The 14,649-nt window shown below is 71.9% G+C and carries 10 protein-coding genes; 6 read left to right on the top strand and 4 right to left on the bottom strand.

The window, feature by feature from the left end:
- Positions 1–16 precede the first annotated feature (16 nt).
- Positions 17–535: a pyridoxamine 5'-phosphate oxidase family protein gene (locus tag ACF08F_RS05175; protein WP_392297112.1), complete on the bottom strand. Its 519-nt coding sequence runs from the start codon at positions 533–535 to the stop codon at positions 17–19.
- A gap of 70 nt (positions 536–605) precedes the next feature.
- Complete coding sequence (locus ACF08F_RS05170; protein WP_392297111.1) at positions 606–2,762, bottom strand: PIG-L family deacetylase; 2,157 nt, start codon at positions 2,760–2,762, stop codon at positions 606–608.
- A 272-nt stretch (positions 2,763–3,034) separates the two neighbouring features.
- Here ACF08F_RS05170 and ACF08F_RS05165 point away from each other — a divergent pair, with 272 nt between their 5' ends.
- Positions 3,035–6,022: a bifunctional [glutamine synthetase] adenylyltransferase/[glutamine synthetase]-adenylyl-L-tyrosine phosphorylase gene (locus ACF08F_RS05165; RefSeq protein WP_392297110.1), complete on the top strand. Its 2,988-nt coding sequence runs from the start codon at positions 3,035–3,037 to the stop codon at positions 6,020–6,022.
- Between the two features lie 74 nt (positions 6,023–6,096).
- On the opposite strand, the gene ACF08F_RS05160 is transcribed toward ACF08F_RS05165, so the two are convergent.
- Positions 6,097–7,026: a phosphatase PAP2 family protein gene (locus ACF08F_RS05160; protein WP_392297109.1), complete on the bottom strand. Its 930-nt coding sequence runs from the start codon at positions 7,024–7,026 to the stop codon at positions 6,097–6,099.
- 108 nt (positions 7,027–7,134) lie between these two features.
- Positions 7,135–8,157, bottom strand: a complete 1,023-nt coding sequence (locus ACF08F_RS05155) for a LacI family DNA-binding transcriptional regulator (RefSeq protein WP_392297108.1) — start codon at positions 8,155–8,157, stop codon at positions 7,135–7,137.
- Between the two features lie 378 nt (positions 8,158–8,535).
- On the opposite strand from ACF08F_RS05155, the gene ACF08F_RS05150 reads away from it, so the two are divergent.
- From ACF08F_RS05150 to ACF08F_RS05130, 5 genes are read left to right on the top strand one after another with little or no spacing between them, the layout of a single operon-like run.
- Positions 8,536–9,816 (top strand): extracellular solute-binding protein, encoded by a 1,281-nt coding sequence (locus ACF08F_RS05150; RefSeq protein WP_392297107.1) that lies wholly within the window; start codon positions 8,536–8,538, stop codon positions 9,814–9,816.
- A 50-nt stretch (positions 9,817–9,866) separates the two neighbouring features.
- Positions 9,867–10,880, top strand: coding sequence for a carbohydrate ABC transporter permease (locus ACF08F_RS05145; RefSeq protein WP_392297106.1), 1,014 nt, complete (start codon positions 9,867–9,869; stop codon positions 10,878–10,880).
- The gene (locus tag ACF08F_RS05140) at positions 10,877–11,779 is read left to right on the top strand and encodes a sugar ABC transporter permease (RefSeq protein ID WP_392297105.1); all 903 of its coding nucleotides are present in this window, start codon (positions 10,877–10,879) and stop codon (positions 11,777–11,779) included. The genes ACF08F_RS05145 and ACF08F_RS05140 overlap by 4 nt, the downstream gene beginning before the upstream one ends.
- Before the next feature lie 50 nt (positions 11,780–11,829).
- Positions 11,830–13,509, top strand: coding sequence for a glycoside hydrolase family 13 protein (locus tag ACF08F_RS05135; RefSeq protein ID WP_392297104.1), 1,680 nt, complete (start codon positions 11,830–11,832; stop codon positions 13,507–13,509).
- Complete coding sequence (locus tag ACF08F_RS05130) at positions 13,497–14,576, top strand: LacI family DNA-binding transcriptional regulator (RefSeq protein WP_392297103.1); 1,080 nt, start codon at positions 13,497–13,499, stop codon at positions 14,574–14,576. The genes ACF08F_RS05135 and ACF08F_RS05130 overlap by 13 nt, the downstream gene beginning before the upstream one ends.
- Positions 14,577–14,649: the final 73 nt, after the last annotated feature.

Raw genomic sequence — 14,649 nt, 5'->3', positions numbered from 1 at the left:
TGCTCCTCCGCACTCCTCAGAAACGCCAGCGGGTCTGGCCGAACGGCTCGCCCTTGGCGAAGCCGAAGACCGTACGAGGCACGACCGCGAACACCAGGGCCGTACCACCGTCGCCCACGAACGCCCCGTCCCGCACGTCGAACCGCCAGTCCGCGCCGTACTTCTCCACGTACGCCTCCGCGAGCGCCCGCAGCCGCTCCTCGTCCTTCACCCGCGCCGCCGCGCCCTCGACCACCAGGTCGACGCCCTCGTCGAGGACACCGGAGCCGGTGGTGAGGACCACCGACGGGTTCTCCGCGAGGTTGCGGGCCTTCCGCTCGTCCGGACCCGTGCAGAAGTGCAGGGCCCCCGCCGACCAGACGGCGATCAGCGGAGTGACGTGCGGGCGCCCGTCCGGGCGGACCGTCGTCAGCCAGAAGACCTCGGCCGCCGCGAGCCGCGCGGCCGCCTCGGACCAGGGCAGCGGGGTCGCCTTCGGGTCGCTGTAGCGGGTGTCGAGCGTGGTCTCCGGGCTCGGTTCCGTGTGCGGGTGCATGGTCGGCCGTCCTCTCTGTGTGGCCCCACGGCAGGGTCCACACAGGAGGGACCGGTCCGGCCCCCGGAACTCATCGGTCGGCCGGCGTCCAGTGCAGCCTGCCGTCCAGACCGATCGCCGCGACCCCGTCCGTCCCCGCGTCCGGCGCCCCCGAGAACAGGAACCGCTCCAGCCGCCAGATCGGCCGCGTCGCGCCGCGGGCCAGCGGCGCCGTCGCCAGGACGCCCGTACGCGAGCGGACCGCGAGCATGCCGTCGCCGCCCACCGAGGCACTGCCCTTCGACCCGCCCACCGAACCGCCGGTGGACCCGCCCATCGCCCCGCTGACCGGGCCGAAGCCCGCCACGCCGCCCGCCAGCTCCCGCATCGGAGACATCAGCCCCACGCCCGTGAAGTCGGCGCTCCGCAGGTCGTTGGAGGCCGGCTTGCGGAACCAGAGCCGTACGCCCTCGCCGCCCGGCGCCGGGCTCGCGCTGAGCGCCAGCGTCGTCGGCGGCAGACCCGTACGCACCGGACCCGTCAGCGGACCGCCGGGGCGCTGGGCCGCCCACGCCAGGACGGTGTTCGGGGTGCTCGCGAAGACGTAGCCGCGGCCCGTCGCGTCGGTCGCCGCCACCGGGTCGCCGTGCACGTCGGCGCCGCCGAGCGTCCGCCACGGACCCCACACGCCGTCCGTGCCCCGCTCGCGCGCCGCGAGCATGTGACCGCTGTCGCGCAGGACCAGGGTCGTCCGGCCGTCGAGGCCCACGGTCACGGCGGGCGCGCTGATGTCGGAGGTGCCCTGGGCGTCGTCCCGCTCGGGCGTGCCGAGCGAGCGCCACGGTCCGAAGCCGCCGCCCGCCGCGTCCTGCTCGGCCGTCACCACCTCGCGCCGGTAGTCCGCCGGGCCGGCGCCCACCGTCGTCCGGGTCCCGAAGACGGCCAGCCGGCCGTCCGGCAGCAGGGCGGAGGTGACCCCGCTGTCCAGGCCGCCGCCGGGCAGCAGCACCGGTCCCCGCCACGCCGCCGCGTCCGTCGCCTTGCGCCAGGTCGCGAGGCGCCCGTCGAGGACGGAGAAGGCGTGCAGCCCGCCGTCCCGGTCGCGCTGCACCCAGGAGGTGGAGGTGCCCCGGGCGTACCGGATCGTCTGCGCCCAGCCCCGGCCGGCGGGCCGCGCGGCGACCTTCAGGTCGCCGCAGCCCGAGATCGTCCCGCAGTCGTTGACGCCGTCCATCCACGCGTACGTCTTCAGCGTCTTCAGCTTCGCGTCCGCGGTCTCGGGGTCGAGGGTGTGCGGCAGGACGCTGGTCGGGTAGCCGAGGTAGTTCTGCACACCGACGTGCGGGTGCCCGGGTATCTCCGCGTACCGGGCGAGCGCGGCCTGCACGAACCGCGCCCCGAACAGGTGGTCCTGGTGGTCCTGGTAGCGGTCGCTGCCGGCGACCTTGCCCGAGGTCGGGTCCTGCATCCGTACGAAGGTGGGCCGGAAACGCTCCAGGATCCCGGTCACCGTCGCGACGACCTGCTCCTTGGTGTACGTGAAGTCCGCCGCGACCGGGGTGCCGGAGGAGCGCTGGGAGCCGAGCGCGGAGATCCGGCCGTGCCACAGGCCGTTGAGGCTCTGGGGGCGGTCGCCGTTGGTCGCCCCGGCCTCGCGCAGCTGCAGCCACACCAGCTTCACGTGCGGCTTCGCCCGCAGGACGTCCAGCTCGGCGGTCGCGCCGCCGGCGGTGGGTATCGCGATCCGGTCCCAGGGGCTGATCCGGCTGCCGGTCGCCATCTCGGCGTACGCGGCGCGGATGCCGTTCTGCCGGGCCTCGGCGTACCCCGCCTTGTCGGGCTGCGCCCCGGCGGCGTCGCGCGGACGCGCGTTCACGCCGTCGGACTCGCCCGAGGTCAGGTAGACGGAGGTCAGCGGGTTGCCGGAGTGGATGGACTGGGACGTGTCCGGGTTCATGAAGAACAGGTCGTCGTCGGGGTGCGCCACGAACTGCACCACGGACGCGCCGTCGACGGCCTTCGGCGCCTCGACGCCGCGGACCTTCACCGGCGCCTCGGCCGGTGCCCGCGAGGGCACCGGAGCCGGAACCGACGGGGCCGCCGAGGAGTCCGGCGCCGTCGTCACCGACAGCAGGCTCGCGAACGTGCCGCCGACCAGGACGGTCGTCACGGCCGTCGTGACGACCCTGCGGCGGGAACTCCCGCGACGGGAGAGGGCGGCGGGGCGGCGGGGGAGACGGACGGGCATCGGTGGCGGCGCACTTTCACAGGAGGGCGGACGGGACGGCCGGAGGGGTGGACGGCGGGGCGGGCATGCGTGCGGGTGCGCACGGACAACAAGACGGACTTTCAAGGAATACGGTTCATCGGGCCCGAAAAGCGACCGATGTGCGAGATGTCACGTGTGATCCGCTTCGATCCGAAGGCCTGGACGCCCGGGCCCCCCGATCCGGATAGGCTCGAACTCCCGGACCCGACCGTGGGAGAACCGGGTTGGACCTTCTTGGAGGGAGCGGTCGGATGACGGTGCCGGGGCGCAGGAGCAGTACATTCTCCCGTCTGCTGCGACACGGATTCACCGACCCCTCGGGAGCCGAGCGCCTCCTCGACGTCCCCGAGCTGTCCGCCCTGCGCGGCGACGCCGTCCTCCTGGACGCCCTCGGCGCCACGGCCGACCCCGACCTCGCCCTCCGCGGCCTGGTCCGGCTCGTCGAGGCCCAGCCCGAGACCGAGCGGCAGACCCTCACCGCCACCCTGCTCTCCGCCAAGCCCTTCCGGGACCGGCTCCTCGGGGTGCTCGGCGCCTCCGAGGCGCTCGCCGACCACCTGGCCCGCCACCCCCGCGACTGGGAGTCCCTCGTCACGTACGAGGCGGCCGACCTGCACCCGGGCGTCGCCGAGTTCGAGCGGGGCCTCGCCGAGGCCACCGACGCCGTCTCGCTGCGGGTCGCCTACCGCCGCTGCCTGCTCGCCATAGCGGCCCGGGACGTGTGCGGCACCACCGACGTCGCCCAGGCGGCCGCCGAGCTCGCCGACCTGGCGACGGCGACCCTGCGCGCCGCGCTCGCCATCGCCCGCACCGCCGAGCCCGCCGACGCCGCCCAGTGCCGGCTCGCCGTGATCGCGATGGGCAAGTGCGGCGGCCACGAGCTCAACTACGTCTCCGACGTGGACGTGATCTTCGTGGGGGAGCCCGTCGAGGGCGCCGACGAGGGCAAGGCCCTCCAGGCCGCCACCCGGCTCGCCTCGCACCTCATGCGGATCTGCTCCGAGACCACCGTCGAGGGCACCATCTGGCCGGTCGACGCCAACCTCCGCCCCGAGGGCCGCAACGGCCCCCTCGTCCGCACCCTCTCCTCCCACCTCGCCTACTACCAGCGCTGGGCGAAGACCTGGGAGTTCCAGGCCCTCCTGAAGGCCCGGGCGGTCGCCGGCGACCCGGACCTCGGCGCCCAGTACATCGACGCCGTCTCCCCGCTCGTCTGGCAGGCCGCCGAGCGCGAGAACTTCGTCCCCGACGTGCAGAAGATGCGCCGCCGGGTCGTCGACAACATCCCCGCCGCCCAGGTCGAGCGCGAGCTCAAGCTCGGCCCCGGCGGCCTCCGCGACGTCGAGTTCGCCGTCCAGCTCCTCCAGCTCGTCCACGGCCGCAGCGACGCCACGCTGCACAGCGGCAAGACCCTGGACGCGCTCGCCGCGCTCGCCTCCGGCGGCTACATCGGGCGGGCGGACGCGGCCCAGCTCGACGAGGCGTACCGCTTCCTGCGGGCCATGGAGCACCGCATCCAGCTGTACCGGCTGCGCCGTACCCACCTCGTCCCCGAGGACGAGGCCGACCTGCGCCGCCTCGGCCGCTCCCTCGGCCTGCGCACCGACCCCGTCGTCGACCTCAACAAGGAGTGGAAGCGGCACGCGTCCGTCGTCCGCCGCCTCCACGAGAAGCTCTTCTACCGGCCGCTCCTCGACGCGGTCGCCCAGCTCGCCCCCGGCGAGATCCGGCTCAGCCCGAAGGCCGCCGGACAGCGCCTCGAAGCCCTCGGCTACCAGGACCCGGCCGCCGCCCTGCGCCACCTGGAGGCGCTCGCCTCCGGCGTGAGCCGCAAGGCCGCGATCCAGCGGACGCTGCTCCCCGTGCTGCTCGGCTGGTTCGCCGACTCCGCCGACCCGGACGCCGGCCTCCTCGGCTTCCGCAAGGTCTCGGACGCCCTCGGCAAGACCCCCTGGTACCTCCGGCTCCTGCGCGACGAGGGCGCCGCCGCCGAGAACCTCGCCCGGGTGCTCTCCGCCGGCCGCCTCGCCCCCGACCTGCTGCTGCGCGCCCCCGAGGCGGTCGCGATCCTCGGCGACCCGGAGGGCCTGAAGCCGCGCGGCCGGGACCACCTGGAGCAGGAGGTCCTGGCGGCGGTGGGCCGCGCGGACGACGCCGAGCAGGCCGTCGCGGCGGCCCGAGGGGTCCGCCGCAGGGAGCTGTTCCGTACCGCGGCGGCCGATCTCATCGGCTCGTACGGCACCGAGGACAACCCCCGCGAGCCCGACCCCGGCGCCCTCGTCGACCGGGTGGGCGAGGCCGTCACCGACCTCAACGCGGCGACGATCGCCGGCGCCCTGCGGGCCGCCGTCCGAGCCGAGTGGGGCGACGAGCTGCCGACCCGCTTCGCGGTCATCGGCATGGGCCGCTTCGGCGGCCACGAGCTGGGCTACGGCTCCGACGCCGACGTGCTGTTCGTGCACGAGCCGCGCGAGGGCGTCGACGAGCAGGAGGCGGCCAAGGCCGCGAACCGGGTGGTCGCCGAGATGCGGAGGCTGCTCCAGCTCCCTACGGCCGACCCGCCTCTGCTCATCGACGCGGACCTGCGGCCCGAGGGCAAGAGCGGCCCGCTGGTCCGCACCCTGAAGTCGTACGAGGCGTACTACCGCCGCTGGTCGCTCGTCTGGGAGAGCCAGGCGCTGCTGCGGGCCGAGCCCATGGCCGGCGACCAGGACCTGGCCGAGCGGTTCGTCGAGCTCGTCGACCCGCTGCGCTACCCCGCCGAGGGCCTCGGCGAGGAGGCGGTCCGCGAGATCCGCCGCCTCAAGGCCCGGATGGAGTCGGAGCGGCTGCCCCGCGGCGCCGACCCGACGCTCCACGCCAAGCTGGGGCGCGGCGGACTGAGCGACGTCGAGTGGACGGTCCAGCTGATCCAGATGCGGCACGGCTGGGTGGAGCCGGGGCTGCGGACGCCCCGGACCCGCGAGGCCCTCCGGGCGGCGCACGCGGCGGGCTTGATCCCCACGGAGGAGGCGCAGACCCTCGACGAGGCCTGGGTCCTCGCCACCCGCGTCCGCAACGCGGTGATGCTGGTCCGCGGCCGCCCCGGCGACACCTTCCCCTCGGACCCGCGCGAGCTCGCCGCGGTCGGCCGGTACCTGGGTTACGAGTCCGGCCACGTCGGCGAGATGGTCGACGACTACCGCCGCATCACGCGCCGCGCCCGGGCCGTCGTCGAGGAGCTCTTCTACGGGGCGTAGGGGCTGCCGCAGGAGACACGGAAGAGCCCTCCCGCGCGTGCGGGAGGGCTCGGTGGACGAACGGCCCGTGAGGGCTAGCCGCGGGTACCGACCGGACGCTCCGCGTCCGCGTCCTCGCCCGCCCCGCGCCCCCCGGGCTCCGCGTCCTGCGCCGCGGGGCGCGGACCGCCCCGGGCCACGGTCACGGCGGGTTCCACCAGCTTGGGCAGGCGGTGCGGCCGGGAGCCGTACCAGAAGTACGAGACCAGGAAGCCGAAGGCCAGGCAGATCACGCCGCCGACCGCGTCCAGCCAGAAGTGGTTGGCGGTCGCGACGATCACGACGAGCGTCACCGTCGGGTAGAGCAGGCCCAGGATCTTCGCCCAGGGCGCCTTGGCCAGGAGGAAGATCGTCACACCGCACCAGAGCGACCAGCCGATGTGCATCGACGGCATGGCCGCGTACTGGTTCGACACGTGCTTCAGGTTGCCCGAGGCCATCGAGCCCCAGGTCTCGTGGACGAGGACCGTGTCGATGAAGCCCTGGCCGGTCATGAGCCGCGGCGGCGCGAGCGGGTACAGGTAGTAACCGACCAGTGCCACACCGGTGGTGGCGAACAGGACCGTGCGGAACGCCGCGTAACGGCCCGGCTGCCATCGGTACAGCCACACGAGCACACCGATGGTCACGACGAAGTGCAGCGTCGCGTAGTAGTAGTTCATCGAGACGATCAGCCACGTCACCGAGTTCACGGCGTGGTTGACGGCGTGCTCGAAGGCGAGGCCGAGGGACTCCTCGGCGCGCAGGATCCAGTCGGCGTTCTGCAGGGCCTGGGCCTTCTGCTCCGGCACCGCGTTGCGGATCAGCGAGTAGACCCAGTAACTCACCGCGATGAGCGCGATCTCGAACCAGATCGTGGGGCGCCGCGGCACGCGGGCACGCAGGCGCGCGAACCTGCCGTCGGCCACGATGGGTGGCGACGGGGTCGTCCGGTCGTCCAAACTCTTCACGGTCGTTTCACCCATAGGCAGAGAGTTTGCCAGATCCCGCCCCCTCGACCGATCATCCCCCGGTCGGGTTCCGGTCGCACCCGGTCCCCCTCAGGAATGACCCCCGGCCGCGGGCCGCCTCCGTCAGGAGGGGGACGGGGCCGAGGCGGTCGATCCGCGAACGACCAGCTCAGGCATGAAGACGAACTCGGAGTGCGGTGCCGGGGTGCCCCCGACCTCTTCGAGCAGCGCGCGGACCGCGGCCTGTCCCATCGCCTGCACGGGCTGGCGGATGGTGGTCAGCGGCGGGTCCGTGAACGCTATGAGCGGGGAGTCGTCGAAACCTACGACGGAGACGTCACGCGGCACGTCCAGCCCCTGCTGCCGGGCCGCCCGGATCGCGCCGAGCGCCATCATGTCGCTCGCGCACACGACCGCGGTGCAGCCCCGGGAGATCAGCGCGCCGGCCGCCGCCTGCCCGCCCTCCAGGGTGTACAGGGAGTGCTGGATCAGCTCCTCGGACTCCTCCGGGGCGAGGCCGAGCCGCTCCTCCATGCCCTTCTGGAAGCCCTCGATCTTGCGCAGCACCGGCACGAACCGCTTGGGACCCACGGCGAGCCCGATCCGGGTGTGGCCGAGCGCGGCCAGGTGCGTCACCGCGAGCCGCATCGCCGCCCGGTCGTCGGGCGACACGAAGGGCGCCTGGACCTTGGGGGAGAAGCCGTTGAGGAGGACGTACGGGACGCCCTTGCCGCGCAGCTGGTCGTAGCGCGTCATGTCGGCGGTGGTGTCGGCGTGCAGTCCGGAGACGAAGATGATGCCGGAGACACCGCGCTCCACCAGCATGTCGGTGAGCTCGTCCTCGGTGGACCCGCCGGGGGTCTGGGTGGCGAGGACCGGCGTGTACCCCTGCCGGGTCAGGGCCTGCCCGATGACCTGCGCGAGCGCGGGGAAGATCGGGTTGTCCAGCTCGGGGGTGATGAGGCCGACGAGCCCGGCACTGCGCTGACGCAGTCGTACGGGCCGCTCGTAGCCGAGCACGTCCAGTGCGGCAAGCACGGACTCGCGGGTGGCGGTGGCCACACCGGGCTTGCCGTTGAGCACGCGGCTGACTGTGGCTTCACTGACCCCCGCCTGGGTTGCGATGTCGGCAAGCCGCGCGGTCATGAGGATGGACTGTACCGGTCACAGCGCGTATTGCCCACCGAACGCCCGTAGGAGCGGATTCGGCAAGCTTCCATGAGATTCCGCTCGTTTTCGCAAGGTCTTGCAGGGCTTGCGAGAGGAACCGGGTGGGGCCAGTGGGTACTCCTGAGGTCGTTCTGTCCGGAAGTGGCCTGCTCCGGCCCCTGTCAACCAGCCCTTCGGACACCTTAGGGACACGCGGATGTAACGATCCCCGGGTCTTGCAGAAATTTCACGCAAGCTCTTTCGGCTCGTTTTCATCCCTGTTACGTTCCTGCCAACCCGGAGCGCCGCGAGGGAGCGGTCGCAATGAGGAAGGTTCCAGCCCCTCGTCTCCCCGGGATCACTGAAGGAGTTCACATGCGGCGTGGCATAGCGGCCACCGCGCTGGTCGCGGCCCTGGGCGTGACCCTGGCGGCGTGCGGTAGTGACAGCGGTTCGAACGGCGGCGGCGGCGCGAAGGGCTCCGGCGAGCTCTCGGGCACCGTGACCTGGTGGGACACGTCCACGGTCGGCTCCGAGGACAAGGTCTTCAAGAAGGTCGCCGAGGACTTCAAGAAGAAGCACCCCAAGGTCACCGTCAAGTATGTGAACGTGCCCTTCGGTGAGGCGCAGAACAAGTTCAAGAACGCCGCCCAGTCCGGCTCCGGCGCGCCCGACGTCATCCGCTCCGAGGTCGCCTGGACCCCCGAGTTCGCGGACCTGGGCTACCTGGCCCCGCTGGACGGCACCACGGCCCTCAAGGACTCCGAGGACTTCCTCAAGCAGGCCGCCGCCTCGACCCAGTACAAGGGCAAGACCTACGGCGTCCCGCAGGTCATCGACTCCATGGGCATCTTCTACAACAAGAAGATCTTCAAGGAGGCCGGCGTCGAGGTCCCCAAGACCATCGACGAGCTGAAGACCGTCTCCGCCAAGATCAAGCAGAAGACCGGCAAGCCCGGCCTCTACCTGCGCGGCGACGACGCCTACTGGTTCCTCTCCTTCCTCTACGGCGAGGGCGGCGACCTCGTCGACGCCGAGAAGAAGACCGTCACCGTCGACAACACCGCCGGCGTGAAGGGCTTCAAGGTCGTCAAGGACCTCGTCGACTCCGGCGCCGCCAAGACCGACGCCACCGACGGCTGGAACAACATGCAGACGGCCTTCAAGGACGGCAAGGTCGCCATGATGATCAACGGCCCGTGGGCCGTCGCCGACACCTACGCCGGCAAGGAGTTCAAGGACAAGGCGAACCTGGGCATCGCCCCGGTCCCGGCCGGCTCCGCCGGTCAGGGCGCCCCGCAGGGCGGCCACAACCTCGCCGTCTACGCCGGCTCCAAGAACCTGGACGCCTCCTACGCCTTCGCCGAGTACATGACCTCGGCCGAGACGCAGGCCACGGTCGCCAAGGAGCTCAGCCTCCTCCCGACCCGCCAGTCCGTCTACATCAAGTCGGACGTCGCGACCAACGAGATGATCACGTTCTTCAAGCCGGTCGTCGACAAGGCCGTCGAGCGCCCCTGGATCCCGGAGACCGGCAGCCTCTTCGCGCCGCTCGTCACCGAGTACACCAAGGTCCTCACCGGCCAGACCTCCCCGGACGCGGGCGCCAAGGCGACGGGTGACGCCTACCGCAAGCTCCTGAAGGACTGGAAGTAGCAGGAAAACGCAGGAAAGACGCAGGAAGAGGAAGGAAGGCAGGCCGGCTGATGGCTGTGGACACCCCCAGCCAGTCGGTGGCGAAGGCCGCGGGCGACAGTGTCGCCCGCGGCCGGAGCCGCGGGACTGGTAAGCCGCGGGGCGCGGCGAAGCGCTCACTCTCCACCCACTGGTACGCCTGGGCGATGGTCGCCCCGGTGATCGTGGTGATCGCCGTGATCATCGGCTACCCGCTGATCCGCGGCATCTACCTGTCGCTGACGGACGCCAACGAGCGGAACGTCGCGCGGTCGATCGGTGTCAACGAGATCCCGGCCACCTACGAGTTCGTCGGCCTGGACAACTACACCGAGGCGCTGACGGGCAGCCAGTTCCTCGCCACCCTCGGCTGGACGCTGGTGTGGACGGTGTCCTGCGTCGCGCTGACCTTCGCCCTCGGTCTCGCCCTCGCCAACATCCTCAACCGCAAGATCGCCGGCCGCTCCGCCTACCGCCTGATGCTGATCCTGCCGTGGGCGGTGCCCGGCTTCGTCTCCGTCTTCGCCTGGCGCTTCCTCTACAACCAGGACAACGGCCTGCTCAACAAGCTCCTCGCGGGCGGCGGCATCGACGCGGTCCCGTGGCTGAACGACCCGACGTGGGCCAAGTTCTCGGTCATCCTCGTCAACGTCTGGCTCGGCGTCCCGTTCATGATGGTCGCCCTCCTCGGCGGGCTCCAGTCCATCCCGAGCGAGATGTACGAGGCCGCCGAGATGGACGGCGCCAACGCCTGGCAGCGCTTCCGGCACATCACGATGCCCGGGCTCCGCTCGGTGTCGACGACGGTGATCCTGCTCTCCACCATCTGGACCTTCAACATGTTCCCGGTGATCTTCCTGCTCACCCGGGGCGGTCCCGGCGAGGCCACCCAGATCCTCGTCACCCAGGCGTACAAGTTCTCCTTCGAGGTCAGCCCGCGGGACTTCGCCCAGTCGTCCACCTGGGGCGTCCTGATCCTGGTGCTCCTGATGCTCTTCGCCGCGGTCTACCGGCGAGTCCTCCGCAAGCAGGGAGAAGTCTGGTGACGACCACGACCACGACCCCCACCGCCCGTGGCACGCACCGCGCCACGCCCCAGGCACCGGTCAACGCCCCGATCCGCGGCCGCCGCTCGCCGCTGGCCTCGGTCGCCCTGCACCTCACGCTGATCACGGCCTCCGTGATCGCGGTCTTCCCGGTGCTGTGGGTGCTCCTGACCTCCCTGAAGCCCGCCGAGTTCGCGATCACGACGGACTTCGTCAAGGAGACGACGCTCGAGAACTACACGAACCTCCTGAAGGACACCCCGTTCCTCACCTGGTTCGGCAACTCGCTGCTCGTCGCCGCCCTCACCACCGTCGTCGGCGTCTTCATCTCCGCCACCACGGGCTACGCCGTCAGCCGCTTCCGCTTCCCCGGCAAGCGCGGACTGATGTGGACCCTGCTCATCACGCAGATGTTCCCGGTCGCCGTCCTCATCGTGCCGATCTACAACATCATGTCGTCGATGGGCCTGCTCAACCAGCCGGTCGGCCTGGTCATCACGTACCTGACCATCGCCGTCCCGTTCTGCGCCTGGATGATGAAGGGCTTCTTCGACACCATCCCGCGCGAGATCGACGAGTCCGGCTACGTCGACGGACTCACCCCGTTCGGCACCTTCTGGCGGCTCATCCTGCCGCTCGCCAAGCCGGGCATCGCGGTGACCGCGTTCTACTCCTTCATCACCGCCTGGGGCGAGGTCGCCTACGCCTCCGCCTTCATGGTCGGCGACGAGAACCTCACGCTCGCCGGCGGACTCCAGAAGTTCGTCAACCAGTACGGCGCCCAGTGGGGCCCGATGGCCGCGGCCTCCGTGCTCATCGCCGTCCCCGCCGCCCTGGTGTTCCTCTTCGCCCAGCGGCACCTCGTGACCGGCATGTCCGCCGGCGCCGTCAAGGGCTGACGGCCCTGAGCACCCCGCCCGAACGCACCTCCTTACCTCCCAGGGAAGACATGACCCAGCATCTCGCCACCCCGGCCGACGCCCCCACCACCGGCACGCACACGGGCTGGTGGAGAGAAGCGGTGATCTACCAGGTCTACCCGCGCAGCTTCGCCGACGGCAACGGCGACGGCATGGGCGACCTGGAGGGTGTCCGCAGCCGGCTGCCGTACCTCAAGGACCTCGGCGTCGACGCCGTCTGGCTCTCCCCGTTCTACGCCTCGCCGCAGGCCGACGCGGGCTACGACGTCGCCGACTACCGCGCCATCGACCCGATGTTCGGCTCCCTCCTCGACGCCGACGCCCTGATCCGCGAGGCCCACGACCTGGGCCTGAGGATCATCGTCGACCTCGTCCCCAACCACTCCTCCGACCAGCACGAGTGGTTCCAGCGGGCGCTGCGCGAGGGCCCGGGGTCGCCGCTCCGCGAGCGCTACCACTTCCGTCCCGGCAAGGGCGAGAACGGGGAACTGCCGCCGAACGACTGGGAGTCCATCTTCGGCGGCCCGGCCTGGACCCGCACCGAGGACGCGGACGGCACCCCGGGGGAGTGGTACCTCCACCTCTTCGCCCCGGAGCAGCCCGACTTCAACTGGGAGCACCCGGCCGTACGCGACGAGTTCCGCTCCATCCTGCGCTTCTGGCTCGACATGGGCGTCGACGGCTTCCGCGTCGACGTCGCCCACGGCCTCGTCAAGGCCGCCGGGCTGCCCGACATCGGCGCCCACGACCAGCTGAAGCTGCTCGGCAACGACGTCATGCCCTTCTTCGACCAGGACGGCGTCCACGAGATCTACCGCAGCTGGCGGCAGATCCTCGCCGAGTACGACGGAGAGCGCGTCCTCGTCGCCGAGGCCTGGACCCCGACCGTCGACCGCACCGCGAACTACGTGCGCCCCGACGAGATGCACCAGGCCTTCAACTTCCAGTACCTGGGCACCCACTGGGACGCGGCGGAGCTCCGTACGGTCATCGACGCCTCGCTCGACGCGATGCGCCCGGTCGGCGCCCCCACCACCTGGGTGCTGTCCAACCACGACGTCACCCGGCACGCCACCCGCTTCGCCAACCCGGCGGGCCTCGGCACCCAGCTCCGCGAGGCCGGCGACCGCGAGCTCGGCCTGCGCCGGGCCCGCGCCGCGACCCTGCTGATGCTGGCGCTGCCCGGCTCGGCCTACGTCTACCAGGGCGAGGAGCTCGGCCTGCCCGACGTCACCGACCTGCCCGACGAGGTCCGCCAGGACCCGTCCTTCTGGCGGGCCAGTGGCCAGGACGGCTTCCGCGACGGCTGCCGCGTGCCGATCCCGTGGACCGCCGAGGGCTCCTCGTACGGCTTCGGCGACGGCGGCTCCTGGCTGCCGCAGCCCACGACCTGGGGCGTGCTGAGCGTCGAGGCGCAGACCGGCGACCCCGGCTCCACCCTGGAGCTCTACCGCAGCGCGCTCGCCGTGCGCCGCGAGCGTCCCGAACTCGGTGCGGGCGAGACCGTCGAGTGGCTGGAGGCACCCGAGGGTGTGCTCTCCTTCCGCCGCGACGGCTTCGTCTGCACCGCCAACACCACCGGCCGGGCCATCTCCGTCCCGCTGCCCGGCCGGTTCCTCCTTGCCAACGAGGAGATCCGAGTCGTCGCCGTCGACGACGAGGACACGGTGGAGATTCCCGCCGACACCACCGTCTGGTGGGCGGTGTGACGATCCCCCTGCCGCGGGGCGCCGGAAACGGCGGCCCGCGGCTCGCGGACATCGCGGCCCAGTCCGGCGTCAGCGAGGCCACCGTCAGCCGCGTCCTCAACGGCAAGGCGGGGGTGGCCGGCGCGACCCGGCACAAGGTGCTCGCCGCGCTCGACGTCCTCGGCTACGAGCGTCCCGTACGGCTCAAACGCCGCAGCGCGGGCCTCGTCGGGCTCGTCGTGCCCGAGCTCACCAACCCGATCTTCCCGGCGTTCGCGCAGGTCGTCGAGCAGGTCCTGGCCGGCCACGGCTACACCCCGGTGCTGTGCACGCAGATGCCCGGCGGCGCCACCGAGGACGAGCTCGTCGACCAGCTCGTGGAGCGCGGGGTCTCCGGCATCGTCTTCCTCTCCGGGCTGCACGCGGACGCCTCCGCCGACCCGGCGCGGTACGCCCGGCTGAGCGACCGGGGCGTGCCGTACGTCCTCATCAACGGCTACAACGAGCACATCGACGCCAACTTCGTCTCCCCGGACGACCGGGCCGCCGCCCGCATGGCCGTGCGGCACCTGGTCGAGCTGGGCCACGAGCGGATCGGGCTCGCCATCGGCCCCACCCGGTACGTGCCCTCGCGCCGCAAGGCCGAGGGCTTCACCGCCGAGCTGTACGAGCTCCTCGGGATCGAGCGGGCCGAGGCCGAACGCTTCATCAGGCCCACGCTGTTCGGCGTCGAGGGAGGGCACGCGGCGGCCGACATCCTGCTCCGCGAGGGCTGCACCGGCATCGTCTGCGGCTCCGACCTCATGGCGCTCGGCGTGATCCGCGCGGTCCGGGCCAAGGGTCTCGACGTGCCCGGGGACGTCTCCGTCGTCGGCTTCGACGACTCGCCGCTCATCGCCTTCACGAGCCCGCCGCTCTCCACCGTGCGCCAGCCGGTGCAGGCGATGGCGACGGCGGCGGTCGGCGCGCTCCTGGAGGAGATCGAGGGAAACCCGGTGCAGCGCACCGAGTTCGTCTTCCAGCCGGAGCTGGTGGTCCGCGGCTCCACCGCGCAGCCGCCCGGCAGGGTGTCGCAAGTCCTTTCGTAACAACTTGCGTTGTGGGGTCAGCAGGGGCGTCCGGAGGGTTGACCGGGCGTCAAGGCACTCGTACGGTCACGGC

This window comes from Streptomyces sp. NPDC015130 (assembly GCF_043080005.1).
GTDB lineage: Bacteria > Actinomycetota > Actinomycetes > Streptomycetales > Streptomycetaceae > Streptomyces.
Note: the sequence above shows the minus strand (reverse complement) of the source record. Positions and strands in the feature narration are given on the sequence as shown.

Coding starts and splice junctions, on each gene's coding strand:
- ACF08F_RS05175 (WP_392297112.1), bottom strand. CDS start 535: ATGCACCCGCACACGGAACCGAGCCCGGAGACCACGCTCGACACCCGC.
- ACF08F_RS05170 (WP_392297111.1), bottom strand. CDS start 2,762: ATGCCCGTCCGTCTCCCCCGCCGCCCCGCCGCCCTCTCCCGTCGCGGG.
- ACF08F_RS05165 (WP_392297110.1), top strand. CDS start 3,035: ATGACGGTGCCGGGGCGCAGGAGCAGTACATTCTCCCGTCTGCTGCGA.
- ACF08F_RS05160 (WP_392297109.1), bottom strand. CDS start 7,026: ATGGGTGAAACGACCGTGAAGAGTTTGGACGACCGGACGACCCCGTCG.
- ACF08F_RS05155 (WP_392297108.1), bottom strand. CDS start 8,157: ATGACCGCGCGGCTTGCCGACATCGCAACCCAGGCGGGGGTCAGTGAA.
- ACF08F_RS05150 (WP_392297107.1), top strand. CDS start 8,536: ATGCGGCGTGGCATAGCGGCCACCGCGCTGGTCGCGGCCCTGGGCGTG.
- ACF08F_RS05145 (WP_392297106.1), top strand. CDS start 9,867: ATGGCTGTGGACACCCCCAGCCAGTCGGTGGCGAAGGCCGCGGGCGAC.
- ACF08F_RS05135 (WP_392297104.1), top strand. CDS start 11,830: ATGACCCAGCATCTCGCCACCCCGGCCGACGCCCCCACCACCGGCACG.